The 13,966-nt window shown below is 72.2% G+C and carries 16 protein-coding genes; 10 read left to right on the top strand and 6 right to left on the bottom strand.

The annotated features are described in order from the left end of the window. Positions 1 to 10 precede the first annotated feature (10 nt). The 3 genes from AB0B86_RS25705 to AB0B86_RS25695 all read left to right on the top strand — a co-directional run bounded on the left by AB0B86_RS25705 (position 11) and on the right by AB0B86_RS25695 (position 1,293). Positions 11 to 427 carry a DUF2795 domain-containing protein gene (locus tag AB0B86_RS25705; RefSeq protein ID WP_110564927.1) on the top strand — a complete coding sequence of 139 codons (417 nt, stop codon included), beginning with the start codon at positions 11 to 13 and terminating at the stop codon, positions 425 to 427. A 51-nt stretch (positions 428 to 478) separates the two neighbouring features. Then, positions 479 to 940, top strand: coding sequence for an SRPBCC family protein (locus tag AB0B86_RS25700; protein ID WP_357411772.1), 462 nt, complete (start codon positions 479 to 481; stop codon positions 938 to 940). A 92-nt stretch (positions 941 to 1,032) separates the two neighbouring features. After that, entirely contained in the window at positions 1,033 to 1,293 is a 261-nt protein-coding gene (locus tag AB0B86_RS25695; protein WP_357411771.1) for a hypothetical protein, read from the top strand. Here the strand turns inward: AB0B86_RS25695 and AB0B86_RS25690 are convergent. Further along, entirely contained in the window at positions 1,251 to 2,525 is a 1,275-nt protein-coding gene (locus AB0B86_RS25690; protein WP_357411770.1) for an MFS transporter, read from the bottom strand. The two genes, AB0B86_RS25695 and AB0B86_RS25690, sit on opposite strands and share 43 nt — an antisense overlap. A gap of 157 nt (positions 2,526 to 2,682) precedes the next feature. Between AB0B86_RS25690 and AB0B86_RS25685 the strand changes: the two genes are divergently transcribed. Both AB0B86_RS25685 and AB0B86_RS25680 read left to right on the top strand, forming a co-directional pair. Beyond that, complete coding sequence (locus AB0B86_RS25685) at positions 2,683 to 2,892, top strand: hypothetical protein (protein WP_357411769.1); 210 nt, start codon at positions 2,683 to 2,685, stop codon at positions 2,890 to 2,892. Positions 2,893 to 3,120: 228 nt separating this feature from the next. Continuing rightward, complete coding sequence (locus AB0B86_RS25680; protein WP_357411768.1) at positions 3,121 to 3,471, top strand: DUF6401 family natural product biosynthesis protein; 351 nt, start codon at positions 3,121 to 3,123, stop codon at positions 3,469 to 3,471. 65 nt (positions 3,472 to 3,536) lie between these two features. Here the strand turns inward: AB0B86_RS25680 and AB0B86_RS25675 are convergent, their stop codons facing one another. After that, entirely contained in the window at positions 3,537 to 4,349 is an 813-nt protein-coding gene (locus tag AB0B86_RS25675; protein ID WP_357411767.1) for a hypothetical protein, read from the bottom strand. A 197-nt stretch (positions 4,350 to 4,546) separates the two neighbouring features. Here AB0B86_RS25675 and AB0B86_RS25670 point away from each other — a divergent pair, with 197 nt between their 5' ends. From AB0B86_RS25670 to AB0B86_RS25660, 3 genes are all read left to right on the top strand, one after another. Then, positions 4,547 to 6,685, top strand: coding sequence for a SpoIIE family protein phosphatase (locus AB0B86_RS25670; protein ID WP_357419949.1), 2,139 nt, complete (start codon positions 4,547 to 4,549; stop codon positions 6,683 to 6,685). A gap of 26 nt (positions 6,686 to 6,711) precedes the next feature. Further along, complete coding sequence (locus tag AB0B86_RS25665) at positions 6,712 to 7,389, top strand: HAD family hydrolase (RefSeq protein ID WP_357419947.1); 678 nt, start codon at positions 6,712 to 6,714, stop codon at positions 7,387 to 7,389. 107 nt (positions 7,390 to 7,496) lie between these two features. Then, a complete protein-coding gene (locus AB0B86_RS25660) occupies positions 7,497 to 8,792 on the top strand; it encodes a cation:proton antiporter (protein ID WP_357411764.1) in 1,296 nt (431 codons plus the stop codon). Between the two features lie 66 nt (positions 8,793 to 8,858). Here AB0B86_RS25660 and AB0B86_RS25655 read toward each other — a convergent pair whose 3' ends face one another. Continuing rightward, positions 8,859 to 9,818, bottom strand: coding sequence for an FAD-dependent oxidoreductase (locus tag AB0B86_RS25655; RefSeq protein ID WP_357419945.1), 960 nt, complete (start codon positions 9,816 to 9,818; stop codon positions 8,859 to 8,861). A 77-nt stretch (positions 9,819 to 9,895) separates the two neighbouring features. On the opposite strand from AB0B86_RS25655, the gene AB0B86_RS25650 reads away from it, so the two are divergent. Continuing rightward, on the top strand, positions 9,896 to 10,120 hold the full coding sequence (locus AB0B86_RS25650; RefSeq protein ID WP_357411762.1) for a DUF3072 domain-containing protein: 225 nt from the start codon (positions 9,896 to 9,898) through the stop codon (positions 10,118 to 10,120). A gap of 98 nt (positions 10,121 to 10,218) precedes the next feature. Here the strand turns inward: AB0B86_RS25650 and AB0B86_RS25645 are convergent, their stop codons facing one another. Together AB0B86_RS25645 and AB0B86_RS25640 are read right to left on the bottom strand one after the other, a co-directional pair. After that, a complete protein-coding gene (locus AB0B86_RS25645) occupies positions 10,219 to 10,722 on the bottom strand; it encodes a metallophosphoesterase (protein WP_357419944.1) in 504 nt (167 codons plus the stop codon). 50 nt (positions 10,723 to 10,772) lie between these two features. Beyond that, positions 10,773 to 12,608 carry a glycoside hydrolase family 15 protein gene (locus tag AB0B86_RS25640; RefSeq protein WP_357419941.1) on the bottom strand — a complete coding sequence of 612 codons (1,836 nt, stop codon included), beginning with the start codon at positions 12,606 to 12,608 and terminating at the stop codon, positions 10,773 to 10,775. Positions 12,609 to 12,728: 120 nt separating this feature from the next. Here AB0B86_RS25640 and AB0B86_RS25635 point away from each other — a divergent pair, with 120 nt between their 5' ends. After that, positions 12,729 to 13,310, top strand: a complete 582-nt coding sequence (locus AB0B86_RS25635; RefSeq protein ID WP_357419940.1) for a general stress protein — start codon at positions 12,729 to 12,731, stop codon at positions 13,308 to 13,310. A gap of 48 nt (positions 13,311 to 13,358) precedes the next feature. On the opposite strand, the gene AB0B86_RS25630 is transcribed toward AB0B86_RS25635, so the two are convergent. Continuing rightward, positions 13,359 to 13,943, bottom strand: coding sequence for a DUF1684 domain-containing protein (locus tag AB0B86_RS25630; protein ID WP_357411807.1), 585 nt, complete (start codon positions 13,941 to 13,943; stop codon positions 13,359 to 13,361). Between the last annotated feature and the right edge of the window lie 23 nt (positions 13,944 to 13,966).

The following is a 13,966-nucleotide window of genomic DNA, read 5'->3' as shown; positions in this document are numbered from 1 at the left end:
CGCAGAAGGCATGGAGCGTGGCAACAGCAAGCACGGACCGAGGATCGACGAACAGATGAGTCAGGAGGTCAGCGGCCTCGTGCAGGGGCCGGGGACCGGTGGCTCTCGGGTCGACGAGTCGCGGGTGCCGGAGCCGGCGGGCGAGGACCAGCCGGAGACGACCACCGCCCCGGCCGGCGACCTGCGCACCGGCACCCCGCAGGGGATGAGTTCCACGGACGTCGAGCAGCGTAGCCGGCTCGGCCGGTTCATCTCGATGAGCGCGCTGCCGGGCGACCGCCTGGTGCTGATCGCCAGCGCCCGCGAGAACGAGGCGCCGGACGACATCGTGGCGGCGCTGGAACGACTGCCCGAGGGCACCCTCTACCAGACGGTCTCCGAGGTGTGGGCCGCTCTCGGCAACAAGAACGAGACAACTCGCTGGTGACGAGTCGTCCCCCGACTCGATGACCACCAGCGGCTGAAGGAGGTTCCCAGAATGAGTGGCGTTACCGAACATGTGGACGTGTCAGTGCCCGTACGCACCGCGTACGACCAGTGGACGCAGTTCGAGCAGTTCCCCGAGTTCATGGAGGGGGTGTCGGAGGTTCGGCAGCTCTCCGACACGATGACCCACTGGACCGTGGACATCGCCGGGGTCAAGCGCGAGTTCGACGCCGAGATCACCGAACAGCTGCCCGACGAGCGGGTCGCCTGGCGCTCGACCGACGGCACGCAGCAGGCCGGCGTGGTGACCTTCCACCGGCTCGACGCGGACAAGACGCGGGTCACCCTCCAGCTCGAGTTCGAGCCGCACGGCGTGGTCGAGCAGGCCGGCGACAAGCTCGGCATCGTCGACCGGCGGGCCAAGGGCGACCTGGAGCGGTTCAAGACCTACATCGAGCGGCGCGGTCAGGAGACCGGCGCGTGGCGCGGCGCGGTGGACCGTCCGCAGCCCTGATCCGTGCCCACCCGACACCCGATGGCCGCCGGAATCCCGGCGGCCATCGCCGTGCCCGTTTGCGATCATCGCGCCCGGGTACGGCTGAAGGCATGACCGACGACGACATCAGGGTGTGGCGGGACGAGGAACGGCTTCCGTTGGAAGAGCTGGAGCAGGCCGTGTCGGGCTCCAGCCTCGACGGGCAGGCCGACGACGTGACAGGCAACGACGCCGGCGAGGAAGCCGCGTTCGGGCACGGGCCGGCCGCCTCGGACCGCGACGGGCAGGCCCGGGGCAACAGCCGGGAGGCGACCGACCCGGAGCGCCCCTACCGTCCCTCCACCACCGGAAGGACCGGACCGGACGTCTGACCCTCGGGTTGGGTGGGCACCGGCGGCCCGCTGGGTCGGCCGGTAGAGCGGCGGGCTCCCCACTCGTAGAGGGCGATCAACGCCAGGGCGAGCACCACCAGGGCCGAGCCCAGCACCTGCACCGACGTGTTGCCGATCAGCACACCGAGCCCGGCCGGGACGAGCGCCGCGCCGACACCGGCGGCGCCGATCTGCAACCCGATGGCCCGGTCCGCGTGGGACGTGCCGACCCGCTCGGCGGTGGTGAGGGTGAGCAGCGGGAACACCGGCGCGGCGGCGAACCCGACAACGACCAGGCCGAGCACCGCCAACGCGGCCGGACCGGGTACGGCGATCAGGCCCGCGCCCACGGCCATCCCGACGAGGCTGACGCGCAGCACCAGCGTGGCCCCCAGGCGTTCGGCCACCACGCCCTGCACGACCCGACCGACGAAGAGACTCCCCCAGTACGCGGAGACGCAGCCGCCGGCCACCGCCGCGCTCAGCCCCCGACCCTCGGTCAGCAGCAGGAACGCCCACAGGCCGGTGGACACCTCGATGGCGACGTACAACGCGAAGGCGAGCGTCCCGGACCACACCGCCGGTAGCCGCAGGGTCGCCCGGATCGGGACCCGGACGGCCGGCGAGGGCGCGGCCCCCGGGGCGGCCTCGGTGGGGGTCGGACGGTCGCGGCGCCAGGCCCGCACGGTGAGCGCGAACGCGGTGGCGAGGGCGAGCTGGGCGGCGGCCACGATGCCGTACCCCCAACGCCAGGACAGTCCGGCGCTCAGCACCCCGGTCATGATCAGCGGGCCGATCGCCACGCCCAGCCCGAAAAAGGCGTGCAACCAGTTCATGTGGCGCGGCCCGAAGGCCCCGGCCGCGTACGCGTTGAGCCCGGAGTCGACAGCGCCGGACCCGAGCCCGAGCAGCAGCGCACAGCCCACCAGCACCGCCAGTACCGGGCTCAGGGCATAGCCGGTCAGGGCCAGGCTGGCCAGCAGGGTGCTGCCGGCGAGCAACGCGCCCACCCCGATGCGGGCCAGCGTGAACCCGGCGAGCACGCTCGAGGTCAGATAGCCGACGGTGCCCGCGGTGAGCACCAGGCCGACCGCCTCGGTCGGTACGTCGAAGTCGCCCCGGATCGAGGGCCAGCCGACCCCGAGCAGGCCGTCGGGCAGGCCGAGGCTGACGAAGGCGAGGTAGGCCAGCAGGAGCAGGGAGGCGCGGGGACGCGCGGACGCGGTGGACACGGGACACCATCCTGCCGCAGGGCACCCTAGTGCCGTCGACCTCCGATCGCGCGGCGCGCAAAGAAGTCGTGTCCGGACGGTCGAGAAAACGGACAGCTCATCCAGAATCGGCCGATCGGAGGACGGCAAACGGGCTGACTCGCGTAAGAATTTCGGGATGCATCAAGGCTCCGGAATCCTCTCGCCGCGTCAGCGCCGGCTCGCCTGGCTCGGCTTCATGCTCGCCGCCCTGCAGGCACCCGTGTCCGCCCGGCTGGTCGCCGACGACTCGTGGCTGTTCAGCCTCTGCGTCGCGCTGATGGTGGCGACCGTGATCATCGCCGACGACGCGGCGCGGCGTCGCCCGGCCGACGCGACAAGCGACTGACCCACGCCGCCGGGCGGGGCTTCGCGCCCGGCCGGCCGCGGCTGCTGATCCGGTCCGCCCGGCCGCTGTCGCATCGCCGGCGCGGTGCGGTGAAACGCCGGTGATTCTCCTGCTGACCCGTCTGTGCCGGATCAACCCCCACGGTCAGCCGGAACGGCCAGTGGCGCGGCAGACATCCACCGAGTGGCCGACGGCGACGTCGTCACCTGTCGGTTAGCCTCGGTCACCATGCGTGTGCCGTTCAACCGGGTCGCCACCCGTACCGCCGTCGACTCGGCGCGGTCCACCCTGGCCGCCCTCACCGTCTCCCTCGGCACCGTCGGGCTCGCGGCCGCCGCCGCGCGACCGGGGCTGCTGGCCCTCGTCGACCAGCACGCGGCCGCCGTGCGGGACAGCCTCGACGGTGACCGCCAGCCACTTACCGCCGCCGCCCTCGCTGGCTACGCCGAGGGGGTCCGCGCCGCCGCGCTCGAGCACGGGTGGGTGCCCCCGGACGGGCCGGTGGACTGGAGCCAACCGGAGTGGCTGCTCACCCGGCTGCTCGCGGTCTGCGCGCTGGCCCGCTCGCTCGGCGACTGACCGACGACGGGGAGGGCACCCCGCGTCGTACGCGGAACACCCTCCCCACCTGCCGTGCGGTCTCGCTACGAACGGTATTGCGGAGCTTCCTCGTCCACCCGAGGCATGGCCTGGGTGCGATCGCCCCCGCGGTCGGCCATCTGCCGCTCCACGTCGCTGCGCCCGGCCACGTTGGCCTGACGCTGCTGCTGCACCGCCCGAGCCTCCCGGGCGGCCCGTTCCAGCCAGCCGTCCCAGCGGTTCTGCATCGGCTTGACCAGACCACCACCGACGCCGACGATCAGGATGCCGGCCACCGTGGCGAGCACCGCGATCAGCACCGGGGTCGTCACCGTGGTGGCGATACCGACCTGGTTCAGCGCGGCGATCACGCCGAGCGCGATGATGAAGATCGCCGTGAGGTCGGCCAGCACCTTGCCGTACGACAGCCCGCCCAGCGCCCCGGTGACCAGATCCCGGACGGCGTTGGCGATCGCAGCCGCCACCACCACGATGACGATCGCGATGAACGCCCGCGGTAGCCAGGACACCACGCCGCTGATCAGGTCACTGATCGCGTTGGGCCCCCAGACGCCGAACGCGAACTGCAACGTGAACAGCAGGACGGCGTAGTAGGCCAGTCTGGCCAGGATGTCGGAGGCGTCGTACTTCGTTCTCTCCAGGGCCCGTTTGATACCGCCACGTTCGACCGCCTGGTCGAAGTGCACCCGTTCCAGCACCGTATCCACGATCTTGAGGACGGCTCTGGCGATCAGCCAGCCGACCACCAGGATGACGATGAAGGCCACTGCCTTCGGGATGAAGAGCAGCACCGACCTCCAGGTGTCGGCGATGGCATCGCCGATGTCGGCCTGCCGGACCGCGAGGGTTTTCAGCATGATGTCCCTCCTGTCGCATGGACTGCGCCGGGCGCATACCCGGCTACCGGTCCGGCAGTCCGCGCAACGCGCCGTGTTTTCCCAGCCGGCCGACGAACAGGGGTCCTGAACTGCCCAGACGGGCAGTACGACGCCGACGGCGACGCCCCGCCGCCATGATCGGATGCCTTTTCCGACGAGCCGACTAGGCTGCGGACATGCCAGGAACGGTCGGGCGAGTCCCCACGCCAGCAACTCCCGTCCCGGGTGCGTCCACCGTCACCGGTACGGCCGCTGCCGTGCTCGCCCACAACTGGGCCGACACCGCGCTGGGCCCACCGGAGAGCTGGGACGTGGCGATCCGGGCCGTCATCGACCTGATCCTCGCCTCGCCGATGCCGATGGCCCTGGCGTACGGCGACGACCTCGTCCTGCTGTACAACGCCGCGTACGCCGAACTGCTGGGCACCAAGCACCCGAGCGCCCTCGGTCGCCCGGCCGCCGAGGTGTTCGCCGAGATCTGGGCGCTGCCCGGCGTCGGTCAGGTGTTCGAGCGCACGTACCGGCAGGGCGTGCCGTTCCTGGAGAAGGAGTCCACCCTGCCGCTGGTGCGGGGGCACTCCGCGACGGTGGAGCAGGCGGTCTTCACCCGGGGCTACTCACCGGTGCGGGACAGCACCGGACAGATCGTCGGCACGTTGACCGTCGCCGCCGAGACCACCCACGTGACCGAGCAGTTGCAGAGCCTCAGCGAGGTCGCCGCGGCGCTGGCCGGCACGCTCACCCTCGACGACGTGGCCCGGGTGGCGCTGCGGTACGCGATCACCACGTTCGACCCGGACCAGGCCTCGTTCGCGGTCGACGAGGGCGGCGGTGGTTGGCGCATGGTGCGTCGGGTCCGGGGGGAACTGCTTGACGAGGCCGACGAGCGGCTTCCGCCGCTGTGGCGGCGCGCTCCGGCGGGCTGGTCGGCCCCGGTGGTGCAGGCGGCCCGCTCCGCCGGCCCGTTCTTCGTCGGCGACGGGCAACCGCTGCGGGAGATCGCGGTGGACCGCCACGACCAGAAGATCCGCTCGATGGCGGCCCTGCCGCTTGGCACCTCGGTGGTGCGCGGTGGGCTGGCGGTCGGCTACCAGGTGCCGCACACCTGGTCGCCCGCCGAGCGGGCGCTGCTGGCCGCCTCGGTCGAGCTGATCGGCCAGGCCGCGGAGCGGGCCCGCCGGTTCGAGACCCAGCACGGCACCGCCCAGTTGTTGCAGCGCAGCATGTTGCCGGAGCACCTGCCGGACCTGCCCCGGTTGCGGGTGGCGGCCCGCTACGACCCGGGGGTGGACGGCAACGCCGCCGGCGGTGACTTCTACGACGCGTTTCTCCTGCCCGGCGGCACGCTCGGTGTGGTGCTGGGCGACGTGGCGGGTCACGATGTGCAGGCCGCCGCGCGGATGGGACAGGTCCGGGCGGCGCTGCGCGCGCTGGCCCTGGCCGACCCGGCGCCCGACGCGGTGCTGGCCGGGCTGGACCGGCTGGTGACCAGCCTGGGCGCGGAGGCCGGCACGCACGAACTCTTCGTCACCGTGGCGTTCGGCGTGATCGACGCGGAGCGGCGGGAGCTGACCCTGGCCAGCGCCGGTCACCCCGCACCGCTGATCCGTCGTGGCGACCCGGAGGGCCGCTGCCACGCCGAGTACGTCGACGTGCCGGCCGGTCCCCCGCTGGGTCTGGGCGGCCGGCCGGGCACCATCACTGTCGCGTTCCGCCCCGGTGACACAGTGCTGCTGTTCAGCGACGGGGTGGTGGAGCGTCGTCGGCAGAGCCTCAGCGCCGGGCTGGCCACCCTCGGCGACGCCGTCGCGAAGGCCGGCAGTGGCGACCCCCGGGCGCTCTGCGCCGTGGCCACCGCGGCGGTGCCCGGCAGCACCGAGGACGACGTGGCGGTGCTGGCGGTCGAGCACGCGCTCAAGCCGAGCCGTTCGGCGAGCATGGAGGTCCCCGCGGAACCGACAGCGCCCAGCCGGGTGCGGCACTGGATGACCGGGCAGCTCACCGAGTGGCAGGTGGCCGACTCGGTGATCGGGGCCGCGGTGTTGTGCACGAGCGAGCTGACCACCAACGCGTTGCTGCACGCCGGCACCGCCGCCCGGGTGGAGATCGACCTCAGCCCCGAGCGTCTGCTGGTCTCGGTAGCCGATTCCGGCACGCGGGGCACCGTGACCCGCACCCGCACCGACACGTTGAGCAGTCGTGGGCGGGGGCTGGGTCTGATCGAGGAGCTCAGCGACGCCTGGGGCACCGACCCGTCGGTCCGTGGCTCCACTGTCTGGTTCGAGATTCTGACGCCGCCGGCCACGCATCCCTGAGTGGCCCGCCGGGTAGGAGGACGACCATGCGTACCGACCAGCCCGCCGGAGTCCTCTTCGACGTCGATGGCACCCTGGTGGACACCACCTACCTCCATACCGTGAGCTGGTGGGAGGCGTTGCGCCAGACCGACCAGCCGGTGCCGATGGCGGTGGTGCACCGCTCGATCGGAATGGGTTCGGACAAGCTCCTCGACCACCTGCTCGGCCCCGAGCGGGACCGGGACGCCGACGGGAGGCTGCGCGACGCGCACGACACCCTCTACGCGGAGTACTGGGAACGTCTCACCCCGCTGCCCCGGGCCGCCGACCTGCTGCGCGCCTGCGCCGAGCGCGGCCTGCGGGTGGTGCTCGCCACCTCCGCCTCGGAACCCGAGGTGGGCGCGCTGCGCCGGGCGCTGGCCGCCGACGACGTGATCGACACTGTCACCTCCTCGGCGGACGCCCAGCAGAGCAAGCCGGCCCCGGACATCCTGGTCGCCGCGCTTGAGCAGTCCGGGTTGGCCGCCGAGCGGGTGGTCTTCGTCGGCGACTCGGTCTGGGACGTGGTGGCGGCGGGCAAGCTGGACATCCCGTGCGTCGGGTTGACCTGTGGTGGCACCAGCCGCGGCGAGCTCGCGGGTGCCGGCGCGGTGGCGGTGTACGACGATCCCGCCGCGCTGCTCGACGAGTTGGCGGATTCGCCGCTGACCCGGGCGAGGTGAGGTTCACTCCGGTTCACCCACGCGTACACGCATAGCCGGAGCTCTGCCGGGGCAAGGTCTGTCACCACCTGCCCCGCGCCCCGCGGGTGCGGCCGAAGGGTGGTGCCGTGGAGCCGGTAGACGTGGCGTTCGCGCTTGTGGGCCTGGGTGCGTTGCTCGCGGGCATCCTGCCCCGGGTGCTGGAGCGGCGTCCGCTGTCCATGCCCATCGCCTTCCTCGCCCTCGGCATGGTGGTGTTCCTGCTGCCGGTCGGGCTGCCGACACCCGACCCGCTGGCCCATCCGGAGCTGACCACCCACCTCACCGAGATCGGTGTGATCGTCGCGCTGATGGGGGCCGGGCTCAAGATCGACCGACCGTTGAGTTGGCAACGGTGGTCGTCCACCTGGCGGCTGCTGGCGATCGCCATGCCCCTGTGCATCGCGGCGGTGGCCCTGCTCGGTTGGTGGTGGGCGGGCCTGGTGCCGGCCGCCGCCCTGTTGTTGGGTGCCGCGCTGGCCCCCACCGATCCGGTGCTCGCCGCTGACGTGCAGGTCGGTGAGCCGACGGACGTGGAGGACTCCGAGGACGAGGTCCGCTTCGCGTTGACCTCGGAGGCGGGGCTCAACGACGGGTTGGCGTTCCCGTTCGTCTACGCCGCCATCGCCATCGCCTCGACCAGCCTCGCCCCGAGCGACTGGCTGGCCGAATGGTTCACAGTGGACGTGCTCTGGAAGGTGGGCGCCGGGGTCGGCGGTGGGCTGCTGATCGGCTGGCTGCTCGGCAAGCTGTTCTTCCGCGCGCCCAGTGAGCTGCGGCTGGCCCGGCACGCCGAGGGCTTCCTGGCGCTGGCTGCCACGTTCCTGGCGTACGGGCTGGTGGAGGTGATCGGCGGGTACGGCTTCCTGGCGGTGTTCGTGGCCGCGCGGGCCATCCGGGCCGCCGAGCGGACCCACGAGTTCCACTCGGTGTTGCACGACTTCGCCGAGCAGGTGGAACGGCTGCTCACCCTGGTGCTGTTGCTGCTGCTCGGCGGCGCGATCGTGGGTGGCCTGCTGGCCCCGCTGACCTGGTCGGCGGCTGCCGTCGGGGTGGCGCTGGTGTTCCTGATCCGGCCGCTCGTCGGCTGGTTGTCGCTGCGCGGGGCGCCGGGGCGACCGGCCGAACACTGGGTGATCTCGTTGTTCGGCATCCGCGGTGTCGGCTCGTTCTACTACCTCGCGTACGCCACCACGAAGGCGGACTTCCCGCAGGCGGAGCTGCTCTGGGCGACCGTCGGGCTGGTGGTGCTCGTCTCGGTAGTGGTGCACGGCATCGCGGCGACCCCGGTCATGCAGCTGCTCGACCGGGAGGGCGAGCGGACCTCCGACCCTGCCGAGCGGGACGCCGACGCCCGGCCGGTGGCCGCGGCCGGCCACACCTGAGCACACCCGCCGCGGGCCGCCTGAGCGTGCCGAGCCGCCTCCTGGGCGCGCCCTGGCGGGTGCGGGTCAGCTCAGTCGGGCGGCGATGGCCCGGCCCAGGTCCCGGCCGGAGCGCCAGGCGCTCTGCACCCGGGGCTTGCCGAACGCGTCGCCGGCCAGGCCGATCCCGTCCGCGTCGAGGTGGTGGGTGTCGCCGGTGGTGGGGCCGGTCGGCTTCGCGTACGTCCAGCGGTGCACGTGCACGTCGACGGCCGGCTCGGGAAGCCCCAGCAGGTCCCGGACGGCCTGCTCGATGGCCGGTCTGGCGCCGGTGGGTTGGGCCAGGTGCCCGGCGGCGAACTCCGGCAGGGTGTGCGCGACGAGCACCGGCGCACCGTCGCCGCGTCGGTCGCCGTCGTCGCAGACGAGGGTGAGGACCGGGTGGTCGTTGACGAACGCCCCCTGGAAGTCCGGCCAGCGCCGGGTCGGGAACCGCAGCACCGCGGCCACTGTCGGTGACCAGCGCTGCGCCTGCACGAGCTGGGTGGCGGCGGTCAGGGCCGGGTCGAGGAGCAGGGCGGCCTGTGGGCCCGGCATGGCCAGCGCGACCGCGGCGCACGACTCGCCGTCCACCGTCGGTCCGGGTTCCACGCTGAGCACCAGCCGGTCGACTGTCACCGACACCTCGCCGGCCAGTTGTTCGACGAGGGAGCGCAGTCCGCGCGGTGCGGCGAAGCGCATCGGTCCGGGCACGTCGTGGCGTCCGGCGCGGTCGTAGGACTGGAAGGTGTCGGTCCATTCGCGGACCAGCCCGGCGGCGTGCCACCGCTCGACCACGGCGGCGAAGTCCGGGTCGCTGGCGGTGAAGTACGCGGCGCCGATGTCCGCGGGGCGGCCCGCGAAGCGTTTGCTCGCCATCCGGCCGCCGCAGACGTGCCCGCGTTCCCGGACCTGGACCGGCACCCCGGCCCTGGTCAACTCGACGGCACAGGCCACTCCGGCGATGCCTGCCCCGACCACCACGACACCCGACCGGTCCACCGTCATCCGTTGATCGTAGGTGCCGGTGTGCGGGCATGAACCACCGACGATCGGGGTACTGGCACACCTGTTCGAACGAGAGGATGATGACAATGACGGACCGCCGCACCGAGCAGGTCGACCAGAGTGCCGCGATCAAGGACCCGGACGAGTGGGTCACCGGTGACGAGCCGCCGACCGCCGCACAGGAGTCCTACCTGAACACGCTGGCCCGGGAGGCCAACGCGGAACTCCCGGACGACCTGACCAAGGCCGAGGCGTCCAAGCGCATCGACGAACTCCAGGCCGAAACAGGCCGAGGCCAGTAGCCAGCTCCGTCGATCATGGGGCTGTGGTGCCTGACCTGAGGTGATACTGACACCTTTGTCACCCACCACAACTCCATGATCGACGGGGCAGGGTGGGGCTAGGTTGGGCGGGGTAGGCGGTGGAGGTGGACGTTGGTCAGGGTGCCGGCGTGTATCTCGGCGGTGAGGTAGGTGGCCTGCGGTTGGGAGCGTCGGTCGGTGGGCGAGCCGGGGTTGAGCAGTCGCAGCCCGCCGGGCGCCTCGGTATCCCATGGGATGTGCGAGTGCCCAAAGACAAGGACGTCGACATCGGGAAACCGGGCCGCGCACCGCTGCTCCCGACCGGTCCGTGGCCCGGTCTCGTGCACGACGGCGACCCGCAGGCCGTCGAGGTCGACCCGGGCCACCTCCGGCAGCCGGGCGCGCAGCGCCGGCCCGTCGTTGTTGCCGTACACCCCGACCAGGCGGCGTGACCGCGCGGTCATCGCGTCGAGCAGTGCCTCGTCCACCCAGTCGCCGGCGTGCACCACCACGTCCGCGGCCTCGATCGCCGCCCAGAGCGGGCCGGGCAGGTCCCGGGCCCGCTTTGGTACGTGGGTGTCCGCCGTGAGCACCAACCGCATGCCGGCATTCTCTCCCGCACCCCGACTGTCCGCCGGGGGACGCGGCCGGTTCAGCGACGGCCCTGGGGGGTGAAATACGCCGGGGGCATCCCGCAGTCACGCAACGTCGGGTTCTGCTCGACGTCGGTGAGCACGCCCGCGGCATTGATCAGGCCGATGTGCGAGAACGCCTGCGGGAAGTTGCCCAACTGCTCCCCGGTGTGCTGGTTGATCTGCTCGGCGAACAGGCCCAGGTCATTGACCCGACCGGCCAGGTCACGAAACAACTCGTGGGCCCGGTCCCGTTCACCGGCCAACGCCAGGCAACTCACCAGCCAGAACGAACAGATGACGAAGCCCGCCGGGTCGCCGTCCCAACGCCGCAGCAGGCCGTCGTGTGACAGCCGCCGCTCCACCGCGCGCACCGTCGAGCGCATCCGCGGGTCATCCGCCCGCAGGAAACCCACAAGCGGCATCACCAGCACCGACGCGTCCAGTTGGTCGGAATCGAAGATCCCGGTGTACGACTGGAGCCGGTCGCTCCATCCGCGCGTGAGGATCGCTTCGCGCACCTCGTCCCGGGCCGCCGTCCAGCGGGCCACGTCCTGCGGTTCGCCGAGCCGGTCGCCGAAGCGGACCGCCCGGTCCAGCGCGACCCAGCACTCCACCTTCGAGGACACGTGGTGGTGTTGGACGCCACGCTCCTCCCACATCCCCGCGTCCGGGAGTTTCCAGCCCCGCTCGGCCTGGTCGGCCAGCACCCGGAGCAGGTGGTAGACCTCCGGGTCGAACGGCTCCAACTCGTCCCGCATCAGCCAGGCGGCTTCCATCGCCGCGCCGTAGATGTCGTTCTGCCGCTGCCGCCACGCATCGTTGCCGGTCACCACCGGCGGGCTGTCCCGGTATCCGCCGAGCTGGTCCAGCCGATGCTCGGTGAGGTCCCGTTCGCCCAGCACCCCGTACATGATGGGCACCGGCTGGTCGTCGATCCGGCCCATCGCCCGGCCCAACCAGACGAACTGCCGCCGCACCTCGTCGTAGCACGCCGACCGCCACAGCGCCCGCAGCGTGTGGCTGAAGTCGCGCACCCAGACGTAGCGGTAGTCGTAGTTGCGTTCCCCGCCGAGTTCCTCGGGCAGGGAGGTGGTCACCGAGGCCACCACCGCGCCGCTGGGCCGGTACGTCATGCCCTGGACCACCAGTCCGCTGCGGCGCACCTGTTCGGCGTAGAGGCCCTGGTATCCGTGCTCGTCGGCCCAGGACCGCCAGCCGGCGACGGTGTCGGCGATCGTCTCGTCGGCGTCCGGCACCTCGGGCAGCGGGGCGTCGTAGGTCGGGGCGTACCCGAGCGTGAAGTTGTGGGTGGTGCCGGCGCGGACGGTGAACGTCGCTGTGGCATCGCCGTCGTCGCCGCACGCCAACCGCACGCTGCCACGGAAGGTGAGCCGCGCGGCGCCGGCGATGGCTTCGAGCATGTCGGCCCGCTCGACCAGGTACGCGATGGCGCGGCCGTACTCGAAGCGCGGCCGATAGTGCACCCGCATCGGAACCTCACCGCTGAGCCCGTGCACGGTGCGGACCAGCACCTGCGGGGAGCGCATCCCGATGTCGTGACCACGGCTGCCGGGTTCGAAGGCGAGCGCGTCGGTGAGCGCGACCTCCCCCTGGGCGGTCCGGAAGACGGTCCGCAGCACGAGGGTGTCGTCGAGGTAGCAGCGGTCGACTGTGAAATCGATCTCCGGCCGGATCGACCAGTGCCCGGCGTCGTCGTCGAGCAACCGGCCGAACACCGACGGGGCGTCGAACCGCCCCGGGCACCACCAGTTCACCGAGCCCGAGGCGTCCACCAGTGCCGCGGTGCGGCCGTCGGCGAGGAACCCGTATTCGCTGATCTGTCCGCTCTCCACCTGACTGGCTACCCGGGCCGCCCGCGCCCATTCCCCCGGTGGGGATGGCCCGCGCCGGGTCCGTCGGTGTTACCCCTCGGCGTGGACGGGAACCCGGGGGGCTGACGAGGGAGGATGCTCATGACGTCAGCTTCGGGGCCGACCGCCGCGTGGCGGCCCGGCACACAGGATGGCGACCTGCTTCCCACCGGGCCGGCCGGCCGCCTGTCGACACCGGCCGGTGACGGTCACGGGCCGCGGGCCGGTCCGCCGACCGTGACGATCGGATCGTATCCGGACTATCCGGCCGCCCAGCGGGTCGTCGACTATCTGGCCGACAACCGTTTCCCGGTGGAGCACACCGCCATCGTCGGCACCAACCTCACCCTGGTGGAGACGGTGCTCGGGCGGATGACCACCGGGCGGGCCGGACTGCTCGGCGCCGGCACCGGTGCCTGGTTCGGACTCTTCATCGGCCTGCTGTTCGGCATCTTCACCGTCGGCAACTGGCTGGCGGTGATCCTGGTCGGGCTGGTCATCGGCGCGATCTGGGGTGCCGTGTTCGGCGCGGTCGCGCACGCGATGACGGGCGGACAGCGGGACTTCACCTCGGCCAGCTCGCTACGCGCCGGCCAGTACGCGGTGACCGTCGACGCCCAGCTCTCCGACCAGGCCCGCCAGCTGATGGGTCGGATGCAGGTGCCCGGGTCGAGCGCCCGCTGAGCCACTGTCGAACGACCGGCCGTCCCGGCCGCACGCCGGGGCGGCCGGTCAGTGGTACGTCTGCTCGCCGGCGCGGATGTCGACCTCGACCCGGTTCTCCGGGGGTGCCAGGGGGCAGGCCCAGCGGTCGTCGTAGGCGCAGCTCGGGTTGTAGAGGTAGTTGGCGTCCAGCCGGACCCGGTCGCCGGGCAGCAGCTCGACGCCCCGACCGAAGGTGCCCTTCACCGTGTCGGTGAGGTAGCGCCCTCCCCCGTAGCTCTCCCGCCCGCAGGTGCCGTCGCGCAGCGGAACGAACAGCCCGCCCCCGTACGCCTCGATCCACCACACTGTCAGCGGACCCCAGGGCGTCTCGGCCACGGCGACCCGCCGGTACGCGATCACCCCGTCCGGGCCGCCGGTGTCGATGCGCAGCTCCCCGCTTGCCGAACGCAGGGGTGCCTCGACCACTGCGTCGGGATTGGGCGGGAAGTAGCGCACCCCGGAAAAGCCGGGCCGGTCCCCCGCCGGGATCGGGCTCTGCGGGTGGGTGGCGAACAGGTCGTCGCGGCCGGCGCGGAAGCCGACCAGGTCGGCGTCGGACAGGTACAGCCGGGCAACCCGCTTCCGCCAGTCGGCCAACTCCAGATCGCTCAACATGCTGGGGACTCCTGATCGAA

It is taken from the genome of Micromonospora sp. NPDC049047 (genome assembly GCF_040649135.1).
Classification (GTDB): Bacteria; Actinomycetota; Actinomycetes; order Mycobacteriales; family Micromonosporaceae; genus Micromonospora.
The sequence above is the reverse complement of the archived record's forward strand: the minus strand, read 5'-3'. Positions and strand labels throughout refer to the sequence as shown.